Genomic DNA, 25160 nt, shown 5'->3' with positions numbered 1-25160 from the left:
TTTTAAACCGTTTTCATAAATGCTGATGCTGTGCTATTATTTGCTTGTCAAATCAAGGCTCCATTTAGCAAGTTTTACTTTGTTCGTTACCTGAATTATGAAAGGATGCTGAATATGAAGGAAAAAGAAGCTGTTAAAAAAATCATAGCCTATGTTGGCGGAAAAGAAAATATAAAGAAGGCCTGGCATTGTATGACGAGACTTCGCTTTGATTTAATAGACCAGTCTATGATAGATCATGAAAATATGAAAAAGATAGACGGAGTAATCGGAGAGCAATTAAAGAGTGATCAGTATCAAGTCATAATCGGAACAAATGTACAATCCTACTATTCTTCTTTAATGGAGGAACTGGAGATGAATGAGAATGATGAAGGGAGCCAATTGAAGGAAGATAAAACGCAAAAAGGCTTATTCGGGAGACTGCTGGACGTAGTTTCTGGTGTTTTTGGACCTATTGTTCCTGCTATAGCAGGTGCAGGTATGATTAAAGGAATTTTGGCAGGCTTACTGGCACTCAATATATTGCCAAAGGAAAGCGAAACAGTAGTCATTCTCGATTTAATTGCCAGCGGTGTCTTTTATTTTCTGCCGTTCTTTTTAGCAGCATCGGCAGCCAAAATATTTAAAACAAATCAATACTTAGCTATAGCAGTAGCAGGCGGTTTTATGTACCCATCCTTGCTTGATGCAGCAAAGCTTGGCGAGGTAAGTCAATTTCAATTTATAGGCTTGCCTATTCCGGTAATTAATTACTCAGGCACTGTTATTCCTATTATTCTTTCTGTTTGGGCGTTAAGTTATATTTATAGATGGGTAGATAAGTTTATGCCGTCTGTTTTGCGCACAGTTTTTACACCAACACTGACATTATTTTTAACTATTCCATTTACACTTATCGCATCAGGTCCCCTGGGCAGTTATGTAGGAAAAGGGCTGGCTTATATGGTAGAACTGCTGTTTGACATCTCTCCAGTATTAGCAGGGGTTGTAATGGGAGGAGCAAGACCAATTGAAATTGTGTTCGGAGTGCATCATGCCATTACTCCGATTGCCTTGCAGAACTTTGCAGATAAGGGCTATGATATGCTGATGCCAATGATGTTTATGACAAATATGGCCATAGCCGGAGCAACCTTCGCGATGTTTTTTAAAGCGAATAATAAGACAGAAAAGTCTATTATATTATCTGCGACAATCTCTGCCATTTTAGGAATAACAGAGCCGGCCTTGTTCGGAGTGCTGATAAAAAACCGTAAGGCATTTATTGCTTGTACAATTGGAAGTACTGTTGCAGCAACATTTTTTGCAGCAATGGGAGTTAGAATTTATGGATATATTCTCTCAAGCATTGTCAGCCTTGTTGCCTATGTTGGTCCATATTTTCCATACGCGATTATAGGCATTATCCTCGCCATCGGAACTGCATTTACTATTGCGTTTATTACAGTTAAAAAGAATTCATATGGAGTGGTCCAAAGAGATAATGCTGCCATAAAAATAGAAGGATGAAGCGGGATAGGAGGGCTTCCATTATGGACCCTCCTAACAAATGTCATCCTAATGCTTCTAATGGGCATCCTTGCCGTATTAAGTTTTTGACTGTGTTTAAGTAGTTCATGACATTCTCATTTTTAGCACTTTCTTTAGGATATACCGCCCACATTTCGCGATAAATATAATGTGGATTTCTAAAAGGTAACACGATAATTTCGCCATTCAGTGTGTCTGGATGATTCATTAAGGAAAAATCGTCAAGTACACAAATAGCATGACCATCTTTTACAACCTTTCTGATTAGGAAACTGTTATTGGATGTTACAAACACAGAATTGTCTTCTAGTCCTGTCTTTTTCACTAGTTCGCGATGTGTTGCCGTTTCAAATATAGCGATGCTTTCATTTGTTAAATCAGCTGTGGTCAGAAACTTCTTTGATCGTAAGGAGGAGTTTTTGCCAACTGCAACACAGACATAGCTGCTGTAAAGGGGCTCTATATGGAACAAGTCATCATAAGCATACAGATTTCTGTTTTCTACAATTAAGGCAATGTCGAATGCGCCATTATTTTTAATAATTGTTTCCATAATCTCCTCATGCATTCCCTCTTGTATTTCAACCTTCAGCTCTTTATGTTCTGCCTTCAAAGCCATGAAGGCATTGTAGCCTACATTTCCAAAGGTTGGTGTGAAGGCAATTCGCAATGGAACACTTAAGCTTCCTTGGGCAATGCCTTTTACTCCCTCATACAGCTCTTTAAATTTGCACTGGAGCTCAAATGCCTGCTTTAAAACAATACTCCCTTCTGATGTAGGAATGGTTCCTTTATTAGAACGCCGAAAAATAGTCACTCCAAGTGTTGCCTCTATTTGAAGGATGGATTGGCTGATTGCCGAAGGGGTTATATGCAATTTGTCTGCTGCTTTACGGATAGATTTTTCTTTTGCTACTTCTAATAAATAATCAATTTGTTCCAAATTCATCTTGGTCCTCCTGCTTGTAATAGACAATGGATTTCAGGCTTACTACTGAAGTGATGGATATATAACATTTGCACTATCTCAATAGTACTAAAAAAATTTTTTCTCGTTGTCTCAATTTTAGAACGGGAAGTTTCATGTTAGAGATAACTGACAGAAATATAGAAGATGATGGAATATTTGAGAGTAGAACTAAAAACTAATGATTGGCTTTGTTAGAGCATTAAGCCTCTGTTTTCCTTCCTAAACTAGCTTTGAGAGTAAGTTTTTCTTTACACTGTGTTTAGTTTTCTTACATTTACGCTTCGGTTTTTCTATATTAGACTTCAGTTTGCAGGCACTAGTAAAAAGTTGTGCTTGCATTTACCTATTCAAACTTAAAGGAGGACAGGAGACCGGTTGGTGAAAAAGAACTGCTTGGAAGAACAAATCACCATGATTACACATCAATTTCAACCAATTTATTGCTGTCAGTCAGAACTATATGCAGCTATGCAGCCCAAATAAGTCTTGAGTGACTTTTAGAACAAGTTATCTAAAAGCATGCAGACACTATTGAAAACGTTATCTATTTCATTCACGATGGTGTGGAAACACATGAAGCTTATCTGCTGGCCAAGCAGTTAGGAGCAGACATTTGAAAAGGATATTATTAAGCTTTCATTCATTATTTTAAAAATTATAGGAGGTTACGAATGACTGGTTATTTATTGACTCTTATAGGAGAGGACTTTTTCGCCTTGTCACTGAAAAATATGAAAACATTGTGTTTGACAGATTCCATTCAAGACTCTGAGTTTTTTAATAGAACGATAAAGGATTCTTCCAGGTTTATTGGTTTTACCAAGCTTAAATACACGCCGCTATTAACAATTAATCCTAATCAAGAAGCAGAAGAGCTGCTTACAGGAATCATTGATACAAGTGAACTTTTGTTCCAAAAGAAATCTGATTTATCTTCCTCTTCAAAACTTGTTGTGTATGATGTTGGCGATCAATATCTTTCATTTGTAATCGACGATGCTATTTATATTGAGTATTTAAAGGAAAATGGTATTAAAAAAACGGCTTTGGATATGCCTTATGGAGCGTTCTGCGAAGGAACAATAGAATTCAATCAGAATCTGTTTACGATTATTAATTTGATAGATTACTATCAGACCATTAGTGAAGGAAATATTTTTAATAGTATGAATAATAATGGAAGGTGTGGAAAATGAAAATTTTCAAAAATATAAAAGTTAAAAACAAATTGTTGACACTGTTTGTCACTTTTTTTGTGCCATTAATAGCACTCGGAGTATTCAGTATTGTCACTATAAATAAGATATCAGAAAGTTCTGAGATTATTTTTAAAGAAAACCTTGGGCCGATTAAGTTAATACACGATATGGAAACTAAAAGCTTAATGATTAATATGGAAATTTTTAAGCTGATGCTTGCGAGTGATGATAGCTTGAATGAACAATATATAGATAACTTAAATTTATTGAAAATAGACCAGGAGCAGTTAACAAAACAATTTCCTTCATCCGAATATAATCATACGAAAGAAGTGAATCTTCTATTTGCTGATTATATGAAAGCAAGAGGGGACTTAATTGAAACAAATAACAAGATAATAGAACTGGCAGTTAAAAATAAAAACAAGGAAGCTTATGCTATTTTTTTACAAGAGGCAGAATCAATTAGAAAGAAAGTAAACGGTCTGTTGCACGAAATTACCAGCTTATTAGAAGCAGAGTCAGAACAGGCATATCATGATTCCATAAATATGCAAAAAAAGGTAACCATCCTTCTCATCATCACCATTAGCGTATCAGCAATTACCAGCTTTGTGATTGGTCTGTTCATCGTTAAAGCAATAAATGTGCCGATTAGAGAAATTGTCAAGCTTCTAGGAGAAGTCGAAAAAGGTGATTTCACGGTGAAAGGAACGTATGAGGCAAAGGATGAATTAGGCTTTTTAAGCAAGTCATTTAATAACATGATTCAAAATGTAAATAACATAATGATGAAGGTAAAAGTTACGTCTGAGCAGGTGGCTGCGGCAGCAGAACAATTAAGTGCCAGCGCAGAGGAGAATACGAAGGCGAGTGAGTTCATTACCGCTACAATTGTAGATGTCTCGGAAGCAAGCGGAGTACAAGCGAGCAATATGAATCATGTTTCTGTTATCATCGACGATAATGCAGTCATGTCAAAGCAAGTTCTTGCCAATACAGAGGTTATCACAGAAAACGTCCAAAATGCTGCAGAGGTTTCAGCTGATGGAAGAAAAGTGATTAATAAAGTCAGCGGTCAAATGACACAAATTAATCATACCGTTCATTCTGTGGCTGAATCGTTCAAGGAATTTAGAGAAAGATCAAAGGAAATCGGCAATATTAACGATGTGATTACTAGTATTGCTGGCCAAACGAACCTTCTAGCGCTTAATGCTGCGATTGAAGCAGCACGGGCAGGGGAGTCTGGCAAGGGATTTGGTGTAGTCGCCGAGGAAGTAAAAAAGCTGGCAGACGAATCCGCGGCTTCAGCGCAGCAAATCTCCAGGCTTGTCAGCCAAATTCAAAAGGATACAGATTCAACAATGTACATGGTCAATCAGGCTACAAAGGAAGTACAAGAAGGTTTAGTGGTCGTCCAAGAAGTTGGTGTTAATTTTACTAATATTGAAACAATTATTTCTGATGTGACGCCGCAAATAGAGGAAGAAAAGCAGCTAGTCCATAAGTTGCTTGCATCAAACGAACAAGTGCACACATCTGTTGATGAAGTTAAATCACTTGCGGATACAACTGCGACTGGCACGCAAAATGTTACTGCCGCGACAGAAGAACAGCTCGCATCCATGCAGGAAATTGCTTCTTCCTCCACTAGTCTGGCTCAGCTTGCAGAAGAATTAAACAATCTTATTAAGCAATTTAAAATCTAAAACTAAAGTTTGGTGAGAATGTATGAGCAAAAAACCATGGAGAGCGGAAGAAATTAATCTTCTACAAACATTAGTTGGACAAAGGTCAGTGACTGCAATTGCAAAAGAGCTCGGGCGGACACCAGGAGCAGTTTCCAACAAACTGAGCCGCCTTGGTCTTGGTGCAACAAGGAAGCAGACAGGCATGTTAACGGCAAGAGAACTCGCAAACAAGCTTGGCGTAACGACGAAAACGGTTGTAAGCTGGGAAGCATATGGACTTAAGACAGTTACGAGGGTAACGAGATATAAAAAGCAATTTATTCTCATTAAAATGAAGAATTTTTGGGAATGGGCCGAACAGAATAAAAGCTTAATTGACTTTACGAAGCTGTCAAAAAAAGATTTTTCAACCCTGCCTGAATGGGTGTCTGGCAACATAAAAGCGGCGAGAACAAGTGTTCGCTACCGTCATTGGACAACAAGCGAGCTAAAAAAGCTGCATGTGCTGATTGAAAAGGGATTAACCTATAAACAGATTAGCAAGCTATTAAACAGGTCTGAATCTAGTGTAGAAAAGAGATATTCACGTCTAATTAAGGGCATTAGAAAAAGTGGTTAAAAGGGCTGCCAGCGAGGCAGCCCTTTTTTAGTTTCCTTTATAATATTTAACAAGCTTGATCTCAATGCCGCTTACCCCATCTTTTTCGAGCCGAGGAGCTGTTCCGCCAATATTAGGTGCATCAATTTCTAAAATGACGGTGTCCATATTCGTTTCGCCATCAGGTTCGCCAACTAATACGGACAGCTTAACCTCAAACCAGCCGTTATATTTGCCTTTTTCTATCTGTTTTTGCATCATGGCAACATCTTCAACCTTAACTGGATTAACGATCATGTCTTTGTCGTATTGATTATGTACGATTCTGATTAATTTTGGTTCAATAATAGAAAATAAGATATCCTCCGCTGTAAAATACCCATCTACTTTTTCAGATTTCTCTTCTGTTTTTGCAGACACAAGGTCACCATTATAAAGGAGTATTGTTAAAAGCAGCAACATGAACATTTTTTTCAATATAATCACCTTCCTAAATAAAATTAAGTACTTGATGAATATTCATATTTCGATAGTTGTAATCCGCTGTCTTCCTGCCATTCTGCATAAAGGACCTCTTTATAATCTTTTATTTGCAGCTGAGATAATTGCAGCTTAAGCCAGTTTTCATCAAAGCCCAGCTCCTGTAAATTTTGCTTGTCCACTTTTCCATCAAGTATGAGTGCATAAGAAAGCTGGACTTTTTGTTCATCAATATGTAAATCCTCTTTTGTGGGTGTGGCGTAACGATGCTTAGGTGCCACACTTATATTACCATCCTGCTCTAAGATGACATACTCCGCCTCATATAAAGAAAAATATCCTTGTTTTCTTAACAGATGCTGCAGTTGATTGAGATCGAGATGATTTTTTTTTAACTTTTTATAGTCTATATGACCTTTATTAATCAATATGGACGGCTTGCCTTCAAAAAAGCTGCGTAAAACAAATGATTTCTGTGTTAAAAACTCAACTATGTAAATAAGCAGTCCCCAGAGCAAAATGCTAAAAATAATTTCCAAAACAGTTGTTCTTTCATCGAATATCGAATCACCTACAAAATTTCCTAATACCATTCCTGTAATGAAATCGAAAGGTGTTATTTGGGAAAATTGTATTTTACCGAGTACTTTTAGCATAAGCAGCAGTGTAATGAAGCCGACACTCAATTCGATTGCTATATCCTTAAACATGTTCTCACCTATTATTCAATATGTTCTAATCAAGTCCAGCATACAAGGAATGCTCAAGAAATGCCTATTTATCCCTACAAATAGATTGCGACCCAATTTTAAAAATATACATAAAATAACTGGAAAAATGATAATACAAATAAATCTATTCTCAATAATGCAACTAATCTGTAAAGTTACAAAAATATTTTTATTGAAAGCGTTGACATGTAATCGTTCTCATGATAAATTTAACCTATCAAATAACAACTTAATAAAAGTTCCTAGATGGAATGTTACCTTAAGTGGGCATAACCTGAACTGACTAGAACACGCTGTTAATAGTGTGATTTAGTGGGCTCAGGTTTTTTATTTGGCAAAATATAAAAATAGATAAAAGAAGGAAGGGTCAAAAATGAAATATGAGCAGCTGGCAAAAGATATTATTGCTAATGTGGGTGGAAAAGAAAACGTTTCCAATGTAGTCCATTGTATTACACGCCTTCGCTTTAAGCTGAAGGATGAAGGCAAGGCAAATACAGAGGTTCTAAAAAATATGGATGATGTTGTCACAGTGATGAAAAGCGGCGGGCAATATCAAGTAGTTATCGGAAACCATGTACCAGATGTATACAAAGCTGTAGTCACAGTAGGTGGATTTCAAGGTCAAGAGCAAGTTGATGAAGAGGAAGGACCAAAAGGTTCCCTATTCAGCCGCTTTATTGATATGATTTCAAGCATCTTTACACCAGTCCTTGGAGTTTTAGCTGCATCAGGGATGATCAAAGGCTTTAATGCACTATTTGTCGCACTTGGTTGGCTGACAAACACATCCGGCACGTATCAAATCTTAAATGCAGCTGGTGATGCTCTGTTTTATTTCTTGCCAATCTTCTTAGGTTATACAGCAATCAAAAAGTTCGGCGGTACACCATTCATCGGTATGGCAATCGGAGCCGCATTAGTGTATCCGACCCTTTCAACTCTAACTACAGGTGACCCGCTTTACACAGTATTTGCAGGAACCATGTTTGAATCACCAATTTATGTAACATTTTTAGGAATTCCAGTGATTTTAATGTCTTATTCATCATCGGTTATACCAATTATTTTGTCTACATTCTTTGCAGCAAAAGTGGAAAAATGGCTTCGTTCCTTTATTCCAGATGTTATTAAAACATTCGTAGTGCCATTATTAACATTATTAATTGTCATTCCAATAACATTTATGGTTATCGGCCCAATTGCAACATGGGCAAGCAGTTTGATCGGTGCAGGTTCATTATTCATTTATAACTTAAGTCCATTAATTGCAGGGATTTTGCTTGGCGGACTATGGCAAGTAATCGTTATTTTCGGTCTTCACTGGGGCTTAGTGCCAATTGCGATCAACAATGTGGCGACAATGGGCTTCGATACAATTCTTGCAACAGTATTTGCAGCATCCTTTGCACAAATAGGTGCAGTTCTTGCCATCTTAATTAAAACGAAAGATAAAAAATTGAAATCATTGAGCATTCCAGCATTTATTTCCGGCGTATTCGGTGTAACAGAGCCTGCTATTTATGGTATTACATTGCCATTGAAAAAACCATTTATCATCAGCTGTATTGGTGCTGCTGCAGGTGGAGCTGTTCTAGGATTCGCTAATGTAAAGGGTTACATTATTGGCGGTCTTGGGATATTCGGAATACCAACTTACATCAGTCCTGATGGGCTTGGTATGGATCTATGGGGTGCATTAATCGCAATTGTTGTGGCATTCGTAGTTGCTTTCATTTTAACATACTTGTTTGGCGGAATCGGTAAAGAACAGAAAAACAGCTCAAATTCAGAAGTGAAAGCAGCTTCTAATGAAGTAGCAGCTGCGGTTGTACAGCATGAAGTAATTACAAGTCCTTTAAACGGAGAAGTGAAATTATTATCTGAAGTAGAAGATGCAGCATTTTCAACTGGTGCATTAGGTCATGGCTTAGCAATTGAACCGACTGAAGGAAAGCTGTATGCACCAGTATCTGGTACAGTTTCAGCTCTTTTCCCGACAAATCATGCAATAGGAATTACAACAGATTCTGGTGCTGACATTTTAATTCATATCGGAATGGATACTGTTCAGTTTGAAGGAAAGCATTTCAGAGCACATACAGTACAAGGGGAATATGTCGAGAAAGGTCAGCTGTTGATTGAGTTTGACATGGAAGAAATCCGTAAAGCTGGCAAGTTGTTAACAACTCCTGTTGTTGTGACGAACTACAAGGATTTCAACATGGAGCTGACGAATAAAAAACAAGTCACTACAGTGGATGAGTTATTGAAACTAGATGTAAAATAAAAGAAAAAGACTGGTTAAGTAAGGAAGGAATCAGCTCCTTACTTAACCAGCGTTAAATATGAAGGAGGAGAAATATTTTGGCATTTCAAAAAGGATTTTTATGGGGCGGCGCGATTGCTGCAAACCAAGCTGAAGGAGCATATCTTGCTGATGGAAAGGGATTAACAACAGTTGATCTTTTGCCGACGGGTCAAAAAAGATTTGACATTATGATGGGTAATCTGACTTCTTATGAACCAATTGAGGGTGAGTTCTATCCATCACATGAAGCAATTGACTTTTATAACCGTTATAAAGAGGATATTGCCTTATTTGCCGAAATGGGCTTCAAGGCATTGCGTTTATCGATTTCTTGGGCAAGGATTTTCCCAAATGGTGACGATGCCGAACCGAATGAGGCTGGCTTGAAATTTTATGATGATTTGTTTGATGAGTTGAACAAGCATGGCATTGAACCAGTTGTGACAATCGCTCATTTCGATGTACCTGTTAACTTGGTGGAGAATTACGGCAGCTGGAGAAACCGCAAGCTTGTCGGGTTCTTTGAAAAATATGCAACAACTTTGTTCAACCGCTATAAAGATAAAGTAAAGTACTGGATGACCTTTAATGAAATCAACATGCTACTTCACTTGCCGTTTGTTGGAGCTGGCCTTGTGTTTAAAGAGGGTGAGGATAAGTTGCAGGTGAAATACCAGGCAGCACATCATCAGCTTGTGGCAAGTGCACTTGCTGTGAAAGCTTGCCATGACATTATTCCAGATGCAAAAATCGGCTGTATGCTTGCTGCAGGACAGACATATCCTTACAGCTGCAACCCAGACGATGTTCTTGACGCAATGGAGAAAGACCGTGATTCGTTCTTCTTTATTGATATTCAGTCCCGCGGTAAATATCCAGGCTATGCGAAAAAATTCATTAAAGACAATAATATTACGATTGAAATGGAAGCAGAAGATGAAGAGATTCTGCTTAACAATACAGTAGATTATATCGGTTTCAGCTATTATGCGAGCAGAACAACAAGCACAGACCCAGAAATCAATAAGACTACTTCAGGAAATGTGTTCGGTTCCATTGAAAATCCGTTTCTCCAAAAATCAGAATGGGGCTGGACAATTGATCCAAAAGGCTTCCGCATTACAGCTAATCAATTATATGACCGCTACCAAAAACCGTTGTTTGTTGTGGAAAATGGCTTAGGAGCTATTGATGTTCCCACAGATAATGGGGAAGTTTCGGATGACCACCGCATCGATTATTTAAGTCAGCATTTAAAAGAGCTGTCTCAAGCAATAGATGAAGGTGTGGAAGTGCTTGGCTATACTAGCTGGGGACCAATCGACCTTGTAAGTGCATCAACAGGAGAAATGAAAAAGCGTTATGGCTATATTTATGTGGACAAGGATAATGACGGAAACGGCACGCTTGCCAGATCACGGAAAAAGAGTTTTGACTGGTATAAAGAGGTTATCGCTGCAAACGGTGAAAATCTATAATCAGCATCATTTTAGGAAAGCAGAAGGTTGCTTTCCTTCTTTTGAATTTTCGAAAAATAGTCCTTTTAGATCACTTTTTCTATTATAATAAAGAGAAACATACGATATTAAACGAATAGGTGGTTACATGAAAATAACCAGAGTATTTAATAATAATGTCATTAGTGTACTTGATGACAAGCAGGAAGAGCTCATCATTATTGGAAAGGGGCTCGCTTGGCAGAAGAAGCCAGGAGATATCGTGGATGAAGAAAAAATTGAAAAGATTTTTGAGCTGAAGAATAAAGATATATCGCAAAAGTTCAAGACCCTTCTTTATGAAGTCCCCATTGAATATATGGAAGTGACAGAAGAAATCATTAAGCTTGCTAAAGACAGGCTCGGCAGAAGCTTTACTGACAGTTTTTATATTTCCTTAACAGATCATATTCACTTCGCTGTTGATAGAATAGAAAAAGGACATATCATTACCAATGCTTTATTATGGGAAATCAAACGATTTTACAAAGATGAGTTCACAATTGGTAAGGAAGCTTTGCAGCTCGTAAAACAAAAGCTGGGAGTAGATTTGCCGGAAGATGAAGCTGGCTTTATTGCAATGCATATTGTCAATGCTGGTTTAAGTGAGGAAATGCCTAATATTGCTAACATAACAAAGGTCATTCAGGATATTATGAATATTGTTAAATATCATTATAAAATGGAATTTGATGAAGAATCGCTGAACTATTTCCGGTTTCTAACCCATTTGAAGTTTTTTGCACAACGGCTGTACAGTAAAACATACTTGGCGGATGATGATTCATTTTTATATGATGCTTTTAAACAGAAACATCCAGGAAGTGTTGAATGTACAGAAAAAATCTCAGAATATATAAAGAAACAGTTCGACTACGATATTACAAACAATGAAAAGCTGTATTTAGCTATTCATGTTCAAAGGCTAGTTAGTCGATAGCAAAAGGAAGGCTTTTTTAGCCTTCCTTTTTTGTATACTCTTATTTATCCACGCACCGCACTATATCTTTTAAAGCGGAAATGGTAAGTGAATGTGACGATAATAATTAAAACAGTAAGCACTGTGTAAATATTACTGTAGTTTAAACTGTCTTGTGCTTGAAGGAGCGGATTCAGCTGAACTGAAAAGCTGCCTTTTTCGAGCGCTTTGCTCATTAATGTAGTGAAAAGAGCACCAGAGATAAAATTCGTCATCATTAAAATCCCCATTCCGACACCAACGTCTGCTTTTACGAGTGTGCCTGATACAGTATTGGACAAGGCAATTTGCATAAAGGTTTGCCCGATACAAGCAAACATTAGTACAAACATAATAATATACGGTGACAAGCCTGCCACAATGGAAAGGATGCTGTAGCCGACAAAGAAACCGAGCAGAGCGATATAAGTAAGAACATGATTCCCTTTTAAATCAGCAAGTTTTCCGCCGCTTCGCCCTAAACTTGCTGCAAGTAAGGCACTCGGAAACATATACAAGCCGCTCAAAATCGGTGACAGTCCATTAACATCCTGCAGCAGCAACGGTGTCAAGTAGGGAATTCCGAAGCCGATTCCTGAACAAAGTCCAGAAATGACAATTCCTAAGGAGAACTGTTTATTTTTGAATAAAGAAAGCTGTACAAATGGGTCTCTTGCTGATTGAATCCGCCATAGAAACAGCATAAAAAATAAACCACATAAAGCAGCATACCAAATGGAGCTTTGTGTTATAGCCAGCAGCAGAAAAGCGAGTGTTCCAGCAAGGAAGGCAGCACCGACCATATCTATTTTTCCATATCTCTGCTGTTGTTCTTCTTGTAAGTATTTGCGGAAAAACGGCAAGGTAACAAGAGACAGCAAGGAGACAATAAATAAATAATGCCAATTAAAGAAGCTAGTCACACAGCCAGCTACAATTGGACCGATCGCCGTTCCTAACGCCATGCCAGCAGATGTTAAACCTAATACTCGTCCTCGATTTTCACTATTGAAGTAGCGAGTGGGAATAATCATTGACACAGTTGGCATGACAGATGCTCCCATCGCTTGCAGACAGCGGCCTGCAACAAGCAAAGGAAAGCTGCTTGCTGCAAAACCGAGAATGCTCCCTGCTGCAAAAGTGCATAAACCAAAGGTTAGCAATGTTTTTAGCATATATTTGTCAGCCAGCTTTCCATAAATGACAGACCCGATTGCATAAATAATAATGTAAGCTGTCACAATCCAGCCTGCCTCTGTTGGCAGCAGATTGAACTCTCTAGTAATAGAAGGAATGGCCATGTTGAACATAGTGGAATTCATGACAGAAATAACTAATGCAAAAACAAGAACTGTTACCAGCCTGTCTATACCTTGTTTTTCTTTATTTACAGCGACAACCATTTTTCTTCTCCTTTTAATCGTTTATTAGCTATTTATTTTGGTTTGTTGACCACTTTTAGATCAAGAACATCTAAGTTTTCGATAACCCGGTCGAAACGAAGCGGCATCGCTTCACTTGGGAAGGTGTAATGCTCAAAATCGTCGCCAAGAATGCGGAAAAATGGTTCAAATAAACCAGAAGCGAGCAAGCCGACCATCTTAGTATAGTGAGAGTCTAGGCGATAGGAGTGAACGGTGCCTGCTGGAACATGAAGGAAATCTCCTGGAAGCATCTCAATCTCTTGGCCGTCAGCCCACATCGTCATCTTCCCTTCAAGGCAGAAGAATGTTTCCGTATGATGTTCATGATAATGTTCAACAATCCTGTCACCAGCAGGCCCGTCTGAAGCAACAATAATAAATTGGCCATCTGTATTTTTTTGTGATGCAATAATGCGATGAAGCTGATCTCCTGTCAAAAGACGGTCTCCTTCACCTGAGTAGATAACATAGGGAATTGCTCTGTCAGGCAGGCTCGTGACACTTGCTACTTCAGAAGTTATGTCAGGCTGTTTTTTTAACTGTATATCTGTATGTAAAGTAGCATCCAGCAAAACTTCAGTTGGGATGTCACTATTAACATTTGGCGGATATTCAGGTTGGTTGTAGGGTTTACCAATAATTCGGTAAAGCTCTGCGATTTCACCATTGGCAGTATAAGAGACAAATCTTGTTCTGTGGGCTTTCATAACATAGCTGTGCACAGTTCCAGCAGGTATGTGGGCATAGTCGCCAACTGTAAGCAAATACTTGATGCCATCAAGCTTTATTTCCAGTCTGCCGCTTAAAATCAATATTCCTTCATGTGTGTTTTCATGGATATGAGAAGGAAAGGAATCCTCTTTACCTCCAGTAATCATCACCATCCCAAAAATATTATCTGTACTAGGTGAATCTGCCATTATGGTGGCAACTTGTCTGCCGAAGAGACGATGTTCCCCAGCACCGCTTCTTAGTAAATAAGGTTTTTTTTCTGTTGGTAGTCCTGTTTCTTTTAATAAGTTCATGCTTTTATCTCCTTTGTAATTGACTAGACCGGTCTGTCTAGTATCATAATACAAAGGGATAATAAATTCTACCCTTTGTTGTTAAAAATTTGTGGAATAATTTCACTGATGGCCAGCAATGGTGCTTTGTCCTTACGGGTTATCGACTGCATAATCCCCCCGCCGATCATGGAATTAATCAGCATGCCCATCTTTAATGCATAATCTTGGTTGTATCCGTTTTGCACTAGTTTAGCAGCAATAATTCTTTCCCATTTTGCAAATGCCTCAACGCATGCAAGACGCAACGGCTCACTAATAAGTGCCGTTTCACTTGCCAGCAATCCGATCGGAATTCCTTCAATATGTTCAGGTGATTCAAATTGACTTGAAGTATCGGCAATAAACGCTTGAATTGCTTCAATAGGGTCATTTATTTCATCCATAATCGTTTGCAGCTTTCTTTCAATGTAACTGCTTGTATAGTGGACGGCTTCGATTGCCAATGATTCCTTTCCTTGAGGAAAGTGGTGGTAAATAGAACCTTTTGGCAGTCCGCTTTCACTGATAATTTGATTCATGCCTGTCGCGTGGTAACCTTGCAGCTGAAAAAGCCGAGAAGCTGTTTGCAGTATTTTGTCACGGGAATTTAATTTCGTCTCCATCATTATTTTCCTCCTCCTTCAATTGTGAGAATAGTCCTACCTAACTATAGAAAATAGATAAGCTATTGTCAAAGAAGCAATTCTCCATTTAAAGCTATTTCTGAGTTTTATAAAAAAAAATGTACCTAAACCGCTGGTTATTTCAGTCGGCTTAAGGTACATAAACATGTTAGTTATTCAAGAATATTTTTTTCTAAAATCACACGTTTACGGTAATCAGCAGGAGTTGTATGATAATACTCTTTAAATTTTTTATAAAAATGATTGAAATTAGTGTAGCCTGCTTCGTCAGCAATCCGATTTATTTGCATTTGTGTGTTTTCGAGGAGAAGCTTTGCTTGACGGAGGCGAAGCTCTTGCACCATTTCACTGAATGTTTTACCGATATTTTCTTTCAGCAGCCTGCTCAAATAATTAGGATGGAAGTGAAAATGCTTCGCAACCTCCTTTAAGCTTGTTGTTAAATAATGCTCTTCAATATATTGGAGTATATCAACAATGGCAATACTTGAGACATCTTCTGCCAACGTCTTCGGTTGTTGTTTAGACATTCTCATAAGTTCTGTAAACAATAAGACGATATGGCAGCTGAGTACCTCTTGGCCGCCAATATCAGGATTGTAATATTCTAATAATCCAGCATCCACACAATTTCTAATTTTTTCATTTCCTGATGAAGGAAAGTAAAGGTAACGGCCTTTCATTTTCGGTTTGTAGATGGCATCAATCACAAATTTAGATATGAGATCATTCTCAGTCAAACGGGCAAGAATATTATGATTGAAATAAGTTTTGCGGAGGAGAATATTAATAATGACGGTGTCTTTATCTGCCTTTTGGATGGTATGCATGACATCTGTATCCAATATCGTCAAGTCGCCTTCCTTCATCACAACTGTCTCTCCATTAATCCATTGTGTAAATCCGCCAATATAGGCATAGCTTATTTCTAGAAAGTCATGCTTATGTACTTTAATATCGACATAACGGGGATGTTTCATGATGGTAATCTTGTCTGTCTTGTTCATTAAAGAATCTGCTGACAGAACTGCATCCTCAGCACTCTGTGAAGCTGAATTTAGACTGGATAAAATCTCATGCAGATCATCCGTTCCAGATGCCAAGGCAAATGCCTCAATTTCATTTTCTGAAAGCAATTTTTCCCTCAAATTATTAACCAACATAGCCTCACCATACCCTTGTCTTTAAATAACTGCTTTTTTAGGATAATGATTTAAATAAGTAAAACTAACACTATGATAATGATATAAAATGATTATGACACCGCTTACAAGTTTTTAGCAAGCGTTTTATTTAATAATTACTATTTTTTTAAAATGGCTGTAAACAATTAGGGGGAGAAGCAATAAATATAAGCAGTTTTTTGCAGAGAATTTAAGACGCAGACAGAAAAAAGCCGGCAGCAAAGTGCCAGCTTTTATGATGACGTCCCTGGAGGGAATCGAACCCACGACACACAGCTTAGGAGGCTGCCGCTCTATCCTACTGAGCTACAGAGACATGAAATATGCTACCTTAAGAGGATACAACATCGGGCGAATTCTGTAAAGTAATTAGCTCTGGAAACCATTCTTTTCCTTTTTAAAATAATATTAAGTCAGCGAGCAAATGCCTTTATATTGGATTGGCGTAATATGCATGTACTTTTTGAAGTCCTTATAGAAATGAGATTTGTCATAAAAACCAAAATTATCTACTGTCTTTTCGTTAATTGCTGAATTGTTAGCGAGCAGGCTTTCCACTGACTTTTGCAGTCTGACAATTTGGCTAAATTCTTTTGGAGAAAAGCCAATATAATGTTCAAACTTTTTGCGGATATAACGGTCAGAATAACCGGTTAGGGAAGATAATTCTTTCATATTTAACATTCCGTGAGAGGTATAAATCTTTTCAAGACAATACGAGGTTAGGTTCAAGTCGTAATTGCCGCTCTGAGTCTGTGATTGTAGAAAGAAGGCAAATCGGTGGATGCGTTCATTTAATGTTTTTAATTGGGCTAATTCCTCCAAAATAGAAGGATGGCAACGGATGATATCAAAAAAGGATATTTGTTTGTAAGCATTAATTTCCTTCATGGAGCATTGGAACCGGAGGCTCGTTTGCTCTGGATAAAAACGTACACAGAAATAGTCACAGTCTGCCATGAAATCATAAGTGCAGCGTTCGACAGGGCTGGTAGCTACGACAGCAAACGGATTGTGCGGATGAAAGCAAAAAAGCACATCAATACAGCCATCTGGTATGACAGGTAAATGGACAATCGAAGTATTCTGAACTCTAAATTGATAGAACAAATAAATCTCCTGCCGCAAAAACGCAGGAGGTTTTGCTTCTTCATAATAATGGCTGTACCTTTTCATTTCAGGCTGAGTGGGATTGAATAGAAAAGACATAAAATTCCTCCTACGATACGTAATTTCTTACATAAGCAAGTTGTTAAACATTATAAGTTAACCGTTTATGATTGCACCACAATAATGTTAAATTATCTTACATAGTTTTTATAGGTGAACTAACATGTTCCGTTTTTTACAATGTTTATATTCTGAAAATTAAGTATATTTAGTTCAACCAAAAACAAGGAGGAACTAAAATGAGTGTTCAAAGTGTTATTAATAAGGTCAATCACCCCCTCGAACCATTAACAGCTGAGGAAATAACAAAAGCAGTAGCCATTCTTAAACAGGAAAAAAACCTTGCTGAGAGTATTCGCTTTTGCACAGTCGTTTTAAATGAACCAGATAAGGATGTTGTTCTTCAATATAAGGTAGGTGAAGACATTAATCGCGAAGCTTTCCTTATTATTCTAGACAATGAATCGGAACAAACTTTTGAAGCAATAGTTTCAATCACTATGGGAAAGGTTCTCGAATGGAACCATATCCCGGGGGTCCAACCTGGTATAATGCTGGATGAGTTTGAGGAATGTGAACAGGTTGTGAAGAACAGTCCTGAATTTAAAGAAGCTCTAAAAAGAAGAGGAATTACAAATCCCGACCTTGTTATGGTAGATCCGTGGTCTGCTGGTAACTTTGGGGTCAAAGAAGATGAAGGGAAGCGGCTGGCAAGGGCAATCTGCTGGGTGCGAAAATTTCCGAATGATAATGGCTATGCGTACCCATTAACAGGGATTGTCGTATATGTCGATTTGAATAAAATGAAAATTCATCGTTTTGAAGATCACGGCATCCGTCCACTGCCGCCTCTTGATGCTAATTACACGCCAGAGGCAACAGACTGTATTACATTAAGAACAGACTTAAAACCACTGGAAATAATTCAGCCGGAAGGTCCAAGCTTTGAGGTGGAAGGACATTATATTAAGTGGCAAAAATGGCATATTCGTTTCGGTTTTACGCCAAGAGAAGGTCTTGTCCTTTATACAGTTGGTTATGAGGATAAAGGAGTAGTGCGACCAATTCTTTACAGGGCTGCATTGTCAGAAATGGTCGTTCCGTATGCAGACTCAAGCTTTGCTCACAATACTCAAAACGCCTTCGACGCAGGTGAATATGGAATGGGGCAGCTGGCAAACTCGTTGACGCTGGGCTGTGACTGCTTAGGGGAAATTCGCTATTTTAATGCCGTTATGACAGACAGTAAGGGAAATGTGCGGACAATACCGAACGCTGTATGTCTACATGAGGAGGATTATGGAATAGCCTGGAAGCATACTGACTGGAGAACTGAACAGGTAGAAACACGCCGGTCTCGCAGGTTGGTGATTTCTTTCTTCTGTACGGTCGGGAATTATGATTATGGTTTTTATTGGAGCTTTTATCAAGACGGCACCATTGAGAATGAAGTAAAGCTGACAGGCATGCTTAATACAGGAACATTTGATGAGAGTGGAAAATCAAAATATGGAACAGAAATCGCTCCAAAGCTGAACGCCGCTTATCATCAGCATTTCTTTAATTACAGAATAGACACTATGCTTGATGGTATGAACAATTCTGTTATGGAAATCAATACCTTGCCTGAAGAACAAGGAGCAGACAATCCGCACGATAATGCTTTTTATATTGATACAAAGGTCTTTAAGACAGAATTGGAGGCACAACGAACGTTAGATTTGGCAACACAGCGGACATGGAAGGTGATAAATCCCAATTCTCTAAATGCTGTTGGAACACCTGTGGGATATAAGATTATGCCAGGAGAAAATTGCCTGCCGTTCGCTCGAGAAAATTCAAGTGTAATGAAACGGGCCAGCTTTCTTAAACATCATCTTTATGTAACAAAGTTTGATGATAAGGAAAAGTACGCTACAGGCAACTATCCAAATCAGCATCAAGGCGGTGACGGTTTGCCAAAGTATATATCAAAAAACCGGAATATCGAAAATGATGATATCGTACTTTGGTATACAATGGGGCACCATCATATTACAAGACCAGAAGATTGGCCAGTAATGCCAACAGCTTATATCAATTTCCAGCTAAAGCCAGTGGGCTTTTTCGACCGAAATCCAGCTTTGGATTTGCCTCGGCCAAAAGCGAAAACAGCTTGTCACTCTAATTCTAATTGCAGTACGAATTAAAACAAGAAGGAGAAGAAAATAATTTTCTTCTCCTTCCAGTTTGGAGGGGAATTCATGATAAACGGAATAAGTTTGTTGATGGTAATCTTATATATTATTTCCTTTGGATTGAGCCAAAAGTTAAAAAAATTTAAGTTAGTCAGTCCATATGCATCGTGTATTCCTATGTTTTTGTCCATGACAAGTAGTGTGACAATTGGATTGCTGCTAGCTGTATGGTTTCCTGGGTTTTTTGCATTAATGACTGTTTTAGCTATCATTTTAAGCGCTGCTCTTGCTGTTTTTTCAGGAAAAGATTTTGGAGTCAAAGGAATAATGGAAGCACAAGCCTCAAGCCTGATGGGAGCGATGATGGGAACCATGCTCGGTGTGATGCTTACAGGGATAGAAGCAATCTTCATGATTCTTGCTATGGATTTCCTATTTTTAATTAGCGTTTACTTCGTCCTGTTACTGTTGACAAAGGATACAGTAACAAGTAATCCCGCTGCGTTTAAAGGGAAGCTAAAGGTCTTTTCTGCATTTTTTATAATGAATATTATCCTTATCAGCACTGTAGGCTTTGCCGAAACAATGAGCAGTGAACAAGGGGAATTGGATACGAGCATTCATAATCACTCACATTAACAAGGAGGAATAACATTTGGAGCTGCAAAAGAAAAATAGTGCCCAGCAGGATTCACTCACAGCAAAATTCGGTTATGAACAAGAATTACATGGATCGATGAATATTATTCAATTGACGGCCTTTGGGCTGAACTACATGCTGCCATTAGCGCCTGCTGTTATCTTCGGCGTCCTTCTGACGACGTCCGGCGGCACAGTCGCCCTGCCATTTTTGCTCGCAGGATGTGCCATGCTTTTGACTGCAAACAGCTATTCTGTTATGGTGAAGAATTTTCCGTTAGCAGGTTCAGTCTACAGCTATGTAGGAAGAGGTTGGAATCCTCATCTTGGTTTTTTGGCAGGCTGGGTTATTACTTTAGATTATGTGTTAATACCAACTGTCACCTCTGTGAGTGCAGCTTATCTCGTCCAACAATATTTTCCTGGCATTCCTTTTTGGGTGTTACTTGCAGCTTTCTCTATTGGTATTGGGATACTAAATTTATTCGGTGTAGAGCTGATGTCAAAAATGGGGATTTGGTTTCTACTACTTGGTGAATTTGTTGTTTGGGGTTGTATATTAGTCTGGGGCAGGGCAGTTTATGCAAATGATGTGGGAACAGGAACATTGTTTAGTACTCAGCCTTTTCATTTTGATAGTCTAGAAGGATTAGTTGGCGCAACATCTTTGGCGGTGCTCAGCTTTTTGGGGTTTGATGCAATCACCACAATGGCTGAGGAAACGCGAAACCCCAAAAAAGATATACCAAGAGCAATTTTTCTTTGTGTTGGTATCGGCTTAGTCACAATGGTAGTGTGCAGTTATACAGCGATGCTAGTTATTCCTGACTGGAGGAACTATGTGAGTGATGAAAATTGGATTAACACTGTGTTATATCAAGTGTCTGTGATTAGTGGAGGAGAAGGATTTGGGCTTTTTTACAGTGCTGGCTTTTTGAGTTCACTTGCAGTGTTTAACCTCGTGGCAACTGCGGCGGGGTCAAGACTATTATATGGCATGGGACGTGATAATCTTTTGCCAAAGGGAATATTTGCAGGAGTCAATAAACGCTTTAATACGCCACATTATAACATTATGATGATTGTTGCTATTGAATTTATTCTTGGGAGCACTGTAGATATCGGTACCATTTCGAATCTAGTAAACTACGGCGCCTTTTTTGGATTTGCTGCACTGAATCTTTCTGTTATCTGGCTGTATTATGTGAAGAAGAAAGGGGAGGGACTTAAACTTAATAGCAGTCAAATTTGGAAGCCAACAGGCTGGAATCATCTGCAATTTTTTGTATTACCGGCACTTGGGTTTGCCGTCATCGTATATGTATGGACTGGTATGGACAGACTGGCGCTGCTTCTCGGCACGGTGTGGCTGGTGCTAGGAATCTTCTTTTTGTATAAGCGAACAAGTGGATTTAAGACGCTGCCGCCTCAGTTAGATCAATAGCATAACAGGGTGTCTAAAGAAAACTTTAGACACCCTGTTAAATTAACCTTATTACAATTTAAACTTCTTAACACTGTCGCGCAAACTTTCAGCCATTGTCGACATAGTGGAAGCTGAATTTGCAATTTCTTCAAATATGGCCGTTTGTTCTTCTGAGGTTGCTGCAATTTGTTGAACATTACTTGTTGTTTCAACAGATATTCCGCTAAGCTCCTCCATTGATTTGGAAACTTGCTGCACACCATTATTCATATCCTCAATCGCAACATTAACTTCTGTGATTTGCTTGTTAACTCCTTCAACTGACTTTTGGATGTTTACAAAAGCACCTCTAGCCTGGTCAAACGTTGCAACTCCATCTTCTAATTTGCTATAGCCGGTGTTCATTGCTTCTACAGCGTTGGAAGATTCTACTTTTATCGTTTCTATTTTATTTGTAATGTCATTTGCAGCAGTTCTAGATTCTTCGGCTAATTTTCGTACTTCCTCCGCTACGACTGCAAATCCTTTACCGTGCTCACCAGCTCTTGCAGCTTCAATCGAAGCATTTAATGCCAATAGGTTAGTTTGGTCTGCAATTGCAGTGATTAATGAAATAATTTCACTGATTTCATTCGTTTGTGTACTTAATCTATTAACAACTTCAGAAGTATGCTTCATCGATTGATGAATAACATTCATTTGCTCAATCGCTGAGTCAATAACCATTGATCCATTCGTGGCAATATCAGCAGTTTGATTTGAGTTTATGGAAACTTCTTTTGCATTATCAAAAATGAGTTCCATTCCTTTAGAAACATTAAATATTCCTTTGTTCATTTTATCAATATTTTGCGTCTGATTTTCGACACCATTTGAAACTTCCTGAATAGATTCAGTTACTTGAACAACAGAAAGATTTGTTTGCTCTGCACTTGAGCTTAGTTCTTCAGCGGTTGTCGAAACTTCTTGGGCGTTCTTAGCAATTTTATGGATAAGAGTGTTAAGGTCTGTGACCATATGCTGAACTCCACTTGCAAGCTGTCCGATTTCGTCTTTTCTGTTTATATTTAAATCTTTTATAGCCAAGTTGCCATCAGCAACCTCATTTACGTAGTCCTTTAATGAAATAATCGGTTTAGTAATTCTTTTGCTGACAAAGTAGGCAATGACTATTCCTAAGATAATAAATATCAGTGTTAAAGCTAATGACGTATAAAGGGCTGAAGATTTTAAGCTATTGATAAAAGAAGCATCCATATCAACTCCAGCAATCATATCTGTTCCTTTAATAGGTGCAAATATCGATTTGTGAATGCCGAATTCATCCTTATAAATGTCGCTGAAATGAGTTGTTCCCTCAGAAAGAGTTTTTTTCATTTCATCTGAGAAAGTATAGTCTGAACCCTGCGCATCTGTGTTGCTTAAGGCAACAATGTATTCTTTATTATCCTTTTTCGCTAGAACATAAGTATTTTCAACCTCATGTTTTACTTGGTATTGATTTACTGTAGTTATTAGCTCGTGATAGCTTGTGCTGCTTCCGCTGTCGGCGCTTTGAACTATAGCTGGATCAATATTTTCTACCATGTCATTTAGAACAGTTTCTAAGCGATTCTCAAATTGATCAATAACATAATTATTGATAATATTCATCGAAAAAGTATAAAGAGTAGCACTAAAAATAACAGAAAATATAGCAATCGGTATAACAAAATCTAGAATATTTTTAAATAAGATCGATTTATTTCTAGATGGTAACTTCAATTTTTAGTCCCTCCATCTTTTTAATAGAATTTTCAATCGCGTTAATAAAATGATCGATATGTTCTACTTCCGTATATGGAGAAATGGAGAATAATTTTGCTACATAAATCGGCAGGCGCTCTTTTGAATCACTAGCATTCACTAAGCATTGTTTTTTCGTATCTCCAAAAAACACATCTTCCCGCTGTTGACCAAGTATTTCAAATAATTCATTGTTTAATTCGTTTGTATGTAAGATTTGTTCTGTCGTTGCTTGGCCATTTTGTTCTAAATCCCAATGAACTGTATCTTGATAGAGTCGGAATGTAGTAATAGGACCGATATTTTGATAGTTTGTGATACCCATATTAGGAATTCTTGCTGTTAATTTTTTTCTAAACTCAAGATTTACGCGTACATAATTAGCGAGTATTTGCTGGTAACCTTCCACGCCGAATGCCAATAAAGCAGCATATATTGCGATGGCACTTCCCATTCTTGAACACTCTAACGTATAACCTGTATGGTAGCTTCCATACCCACGATTACCGACATAAGGTGTTTCGAATTCTTCCAGATCAAGCAGACCAAGATCTTCGCCATTTTTAATTAAGAAAAGGCTTGTTAAATATGGTGTTTGACCAAGCTTTTGGAAATCAAAGCATAAGCTGTCTGCCAAGGAGATATGCTGCATTCTTTCATTAATATGACGCAGTCCCTCTAAAACCTCTTTTTCAAACCCAAGAGGATTTTGGGTGAAATCATAGGATGAAAATAGGGAATAAAAACCACCTAAAGCAGAATCGGCATGAATATGTATTGGTTTTAACTGATGCTTTTTCTCTATTTCTGTTGTAATTTCTTTGATTTGCTTTACATCATCAATGCCGAAACTATCTGTTGTTCCAGTAGTTGCGACAACATATACAGGGATACCGCCTTTTTGAATGACTTCTTCCAGTTTACTTCTGAAATCTGTCATATCCATCGCAAAGTCATTGCCTGCTTTCACACGAATTAAATGGTTGCTTCCAATTCCAGTTGCTTCAACAGATTTTAACAAGCTGTAGTGAGCATTTTCAGAAGCAAAGCAGTATAGGTTATTAGGGATTCCTTCTTCTTTAGCATGCGGGAATTGCTTGGCAATTGCTAAACGGAGACCGCTGAAAACAGCTCCTTGGCCACCCCAAGTTGTATAACCCCAGCTTTTTTTGTAATCATAACCAACCAGCTTGGACATCATGGAAATAACTTTTACCTCTGCTTCAGAAGCTGCCGGACCATATACATCCCATAAGTTATTTCCATTTAGAATCGATGTGGTTAATAGTCCAATAATCCCAGGTATGCTTGCCATTGGTAATACATTCGTTACGAAATTTCTTGTATGGTAAGGATGTCCGTTTGATAGATCAACTAGTTTTTTGACTATTTCCTCCATATCCATTCCTGATTCGGGAGCTGCCGCAGACTCCACGATTTCTTTGTAGAAATCATCACTTTTTTCTTGCATTGGACCTAATGTAGCTTTGTTTGGATCTTTTTTGCTGTCAATACCGGCAATTAGTTGTTCAATATAACCTAATAGTCTTAATTGCTGCCCGCGATCTCCATCCTCACTTGGAAATAACTGCTGTACTTTCTGTAAATCCATAATTTCCTCCTTATGATATGTATTGGATGCCTTTATGTGTTCTAACAAAAAAAGCCCTTAAAGAATCAAGGGCTGCAAAGAAT

General features: G+C 38.1%; 20 protein-coding genes and 1 tRNA gene. 10 read left to right on the top strand and 11 right to left on the bottom strand.

The annotated features are described in order from the left end of the window. Positions 1-114: 114 nt before the first annotated feature. The gene (locus ACLIJJ_RS01715) at positions 115-1512 is read left to right on the top strand and encodes a PTS transporter subunit EIIC (protein ID WP_237941595.1); all 1398 of its coding nucleotides are present in this window, start codon (positions 115-117) and stop codon (positions 1510-1512) included. Between the two features lie 43 nt (positions 1513-1555). Here the strand turns inward: ACLIJJ_RS01715 and ACLIJJ_RS01710 are convergent, their stop codons facing one another. After that, positions 1556-2482, bottom strand: coding sequence for a LysR family transcriptional regulator (locus ACLIJJ_RS01710; RefSeq protein ID WP_411410487.1), 927 nt, complete (start codon positions 2480-2482; stop codon positions 1556-1558). A gap of 692 nt (positions 2483-3174) precedes the next feature. On the opposite strand from ACLIJJ_RS01710, the gene ACLIJJ_RS01705 reads away from it, so the two are divergent. From ACLIJJ_RS01705 to ACLIJJ_RS01695, 3 genes are read left to right on the top strand one after another with little or no spacing between them, the layout of a single operon-like run. Further along, positions 3175-3699 (top strand): hypothetical protein, encoded by a 525-nt coding sequence (locus ACLIJJ_RS01705; protein WP_251645485.1) that lies wholly within the window; start codon positions 3175-3177, stop codon positions 3697-3699. Beyond that, a complete protein-coding gene (locus ACLIJJ_RS01700) occupies positions 3696-5414 on the top strand; it encodes a methyl-accepting chemotaxis protein (RefSeq protein WP_251645487.1) in 1719 nt (572 codons plus the stop codon). Before ACLIJJ_RS01705 ends, ACLIJJ_RS01700 begins: the two co-directional genes overlap by 4 nt. Before the next feature lie 22 nt (positions 5415-5436). Next, complete coding sequence (locus ACLIJJ_RS01695; RefSeq protein WP_251645488.1) at positions 5437-6015, top strand: DNA-binding protein; 579 nt, start codon at positions 5437-5439, stop codon at positions 6013-6015. Positions 6016-6042: 27 nt separating this feature from the next. Here the strand turns inward: ACLIJJ_RS01695 and ACLIJJ_RS01690 are convergent, their stop codons facing one another. Together ACLIJJ_RS01690 and ACLIJJ_RS01685 are read right to left on the bottom strand one after the other, a co-directional pair. Next, positions 6043-6471 (bottom strand): hypothetical protein, encoded by a 429-nt coding sequence (locus ACLIJJ_RS01690; RefSeq protein WP_233313555.1) that lies wholly within the window; start codon positions 6469-6471, stop codon positions 6043-6045. 23 nt (positions 6472-6494) lie between these two features. Beyond that, positions 6495-7184, bottom strand: a complete 690-nt coding sequence (locus ACLIJJ_RS01685; protein WP_233313556.1) for a DUF421 domain-containing protein — start codon at positions 7182-7184, stop codon at positions 6495-6497. A 394-nt stretch (positions 7185-7578) separates the two neighbouring features. On the opposite strand from ACLIJJ_RS01685, the gene ACLIJJ_RS01680 reads away from it, so the two are divergent. The 3 genes from ACLIJJ_RS01680 (at position 7579) to licT (ending at position 11952) form a co-directional block, all read left to right on the top strand. Continuing rightward, positions 7579-9495: a beta-glucoside-specific PTS transporter subunit IIABC gene (locus ACLIJJ_RS01680; protein ID WP_233313557.1), complete on the top strand. Its 1917-nt coding sequence runs from the start codon at positions 7579-7581 to the stop codon at positions 9493-9495. 77 nt (positions 9496-9572) lie between these two features. Next, entirely contained in the window at positions 9573-10994 is a 1422-nt protein-coding gene (locus ACLIJJ_RS01675) for a 6-phospho-beta-glucosidase (protein WP_245399873.1), read from the top strand. Between the two features lie 127 nt (positions 10995-11121). Further along, a complete protein-coding gene (gene licT, locus ACLIJJ_RS01670) occupies positions 11122-11952 on the top strand; it encodes a BglG family transcription antiterminator LicT (RefSeq protein ID WP_233313558.1) in 831 nt (276 codons plus the stop codon). Positions 11953-11996: 44 nt separating this feature from the next. Here the strand turns inward: licT and ACLIJJ_RS01665 are convergent, their stop codons facing one another. The 6 genes from ACLIJJ_RS01665 to ACLIJJ_RS01640 form a co-directional block, all read right to left on the bottom strand. Continuing rightward, entirely contained in the window at positions 11997-13373 is a 1377-nt protein-coding gene (locus tag ACLIJJ_RS01665; RefSeq protein ID WP_233313559.1) for an MFS transporter, read from the bottom strand. Positions 13374-13405: 32 nt separating this feature from the next. Further along, on the bottom strand, positions 13406-14419 hold the full coding sequence (locus tag ACLIJJ_RS01660) for a quercetin 2,3-dioxygenase (RefSeq protein WP_251645491.1): 1014 nt from the start codon (positions 14417-14419) through the stop codon (positions 13406-13408). Positions 14420-14487: 68 nt separating this feature from the next. After that, positions 14488-15063 carry a TetR/AcrR family transcriptional regulator gene (locus ACLIJJ_RS01655; RefSeq protein ID WP_233314735.1) on the bottom strand — a complete coding sequence of 192 codons (576 nt, stop codon included), beginning with the start codon at positions 15061-15063 and terminating at the stop codon, positions 14488-14490. 173 nt (positions 15064-15236) lie between these two features. Further along, a complete protein-coding gene (locus ACLIJJ_RS01650) occupies positions 15237-16247 on the bottom strand; it encodes an AraC family transcriptional regulator (protein ID WP_251645492.1) in 1011 nt (336 codons plus the stop codon). 263 nt (positions 16248-16510) lie between these two features. Beyond that, a tRNA-Arg gene (locus ACLIJJ_RS01645) sits at positions 16511-16584 on the bottom strand. A 92-nt stretch (positions 16585-16676) separates the two neighbouring features. Next, the gene (locus ACLIJJ_RS01640) at positions 16677-17477 is read right to left on the bottom strand and encodes a helix-turn-helix domain-containing protein (protein ID WP_251645493.1); all 801 of its coding nucleotides are present in this window, start codon (positions 17475-17477) and stop codon (positions 16677-16679) included. Between the two features lie 200 nt (positions 17478-17677). Here ACLIJJ_RS01640 and ACLIJJ_RS01635 point away from each other — a divergent pair, with 200 nt between their 5' ends. The 3 genes from ACLIJJ_RS01635 to ACLIJJ_RS01625 are packed head-to-tail and all read left to right on the top strand — an operon-like array spanning position 17678 to position 21698. After that, on the top strand, positions 17678-19627 hold the full coding sequence (locus tag ACLIJJ_RS01635; RefSeq protein ID WP_251645494.1) for a primary-amine oxidase: 1950 nt from the start codon (positions 17678-17680) through the stop codon (positions 19625-19627). Positions 19628-19681: 54 nt separating this feature from the next. Beyond that, a complete protein-coding gene (locus tag ACLIJJ_RS01630; protein ID WP_251645495.1) occupies positions 19682-20254 on the top strand; it encodes a hypothetical protein in 573 nt (190 codons plus the stop codon). A 16-nt stretch (positions 20255-20270) separates the two neighbouring features. Next, positions 20271-21698 carry an APC family permease gene (locus ACLIJJ_RS01625; protein WP_411410486.1) on the top strand — a complete coding sequence of 476 codons (1428 nt, stop codon included), beginning with the start codon at positions 20271-20273 and terminating at the stop codon, positions 21696-21698. A 51-nt stretch (positions 21699-21749) separates the two neighbouring features. Here the strand turns inward: ACLIJJ_RS01625 and ACLIJJ_RS01620 are convergent, their stop codons facing one another. Then, positions 21750-23444, bottom strand: coding sequence for a methyl-accepting chemotaxis protein (locus ACLIJJ_RS01620; RefSeq protein ID WP_237941581.1), 1695 nt, complete (start codon positions 23442-23444; stop codon positions 21750-21752). After that, on the bottom strand, positions 23428-25077 hold the full coding sequence (locus ACLIJJ_RS01615; RefSeq protein ID WP_233313569.1) for a pyridoxal phosphate-dependent decarboxylase family protein: 1650 nt from the start codon (positions 25075-25077) through the stop codon (positions 23428-23430). The genes ACLIJJ_RS01620 and ACLIJJ_RS01615 overlap by 17 nt, the downstream gene beginning before the upstream one ends. Positions 25078-25160 lie beyond the last annotated feature (83 nt).

It is taken from the genome of Niallia laureatilytica (genome assembly GCF_046613985.1).
In the GTDB taxonomy this organism is placed as follows: Bacteria; Bacillota; Bacilli; order Bacillales; family Cytobacillaceae; genus Niallia.
Note: the sequence above shows the minus strand (reverse complement) of the source record. Positions and strands in the feature narration are given on the sequence as shown.

Coding starts and splice junctions, on each gene's coding strand:
- ACLIJJ_RS01715 (WP_237941595.1), top strand. CDS start 115: ATGAAGGAAAAAGAAGCTGTTAAAAAAATCATAGCCTATGTTGGCGGA.
- ACLIJJ_RS01710 (WP_411410487.1), bottom strand. CDS start 2,482: ATGAATTTGGAACAAATTGATTATTTATTAGAAGTAGCAAAAGAAAAA.
- ACLIJJ_RS01705 (WP_251645485.1), top strand. CDS start 3,175: ATGACTGGTTATTTATTGACTCTTATAGGAGAGGACTTTTTCGCCTTG.
- ACLIJJ_RS01700 (WP_251645487.1), top strand. CDS start 3,696: ATGAAAATTTTCAAAAATATAAAAGTTAAAAACAAATTGTTGACACTG.
- ACLIJJ_RS01695 (WP_251645488.1), top strand. CDS start 5,437: ATGAGCAAAAAACCATGGAGAGCGGAAGAAATTAATCTTCTACAAACA.
- ACLIJJ_RS01685 (WP_233313556.1), bottom strand. CDS start 7,184: ATGTTTAAGGATATAGCAATCGAATTGAGTGTCGGCTTCATTACACTG.
- ACLIJJ_RS01680 (WP_233313557.1), top strand. CDS start 7,579: ATGAAATATGAGCAGCTGGCAAAAGATATTATTGCTAATGTGGGTGGA.
- licT (WP_233313558.1), top strand. CDS start 11,122: ATGAAAATAACCAGAGTATTTAATAATAATGTCATTAGTGTACTTGAT.
- ACLIJJ_RS01665 (WP_233313559.1), bottom strand. CDS start 13,373: ATGGTTGTCGCTGTAAATAAAGAAAAACAAGGTATAGACAGGCTGGTA.
- ACLIJJ_RS01660 (WP_251645491.1), bottom strand. CDS start 14,419: ATGAACTTATTAAAAGAAACAGGACTACCAACAGAAAAAAAACCTTAT.
- ACLIJJ_RS01655 (WP_233314735.1), bottom strand. CDS start 15,063: ATGGAGACGAAATTAAATTCCCGTGACAAAATACTGCAAACAGCTTCT.
- ACLIJJ_RS01650 (WP_251645492.1), bottom strand. CDS start 16,247: ATGTTGGTTAATAATTTGAGGGAAAAATTGCTTTCAGAAAATGAAATT.
- ACLIJJ_RS01640 (WP_251645493.1), bottom strand. CDS start 17,477: ATGTCTTTTCTATTCAATCCCACTCAGCCTGAAATGAAAAGGTACAGC.
- ACLIJJ_RS01635 (WP_251645494.1), top strand. CDS start 17,678: ATGAGTGTTCAAAGTGTTATTAATAAGGTCAATCACCCCCTCGAACCA.
- ACLIJJ_RS01630 (WP_251645495.1), top strand. CDS start 19,682: ATGATAAACGGAATAAGTTTGTTGATGGTAATCTTATATATTATTTCC.
- ACLIJJ_RS01615 (WP_233313569.1), bottom strand. CDS start 25,077: ATGGATTTACAGAAAGTACAGCAGTTATTTCCAAGTGAGGATGGAGAT.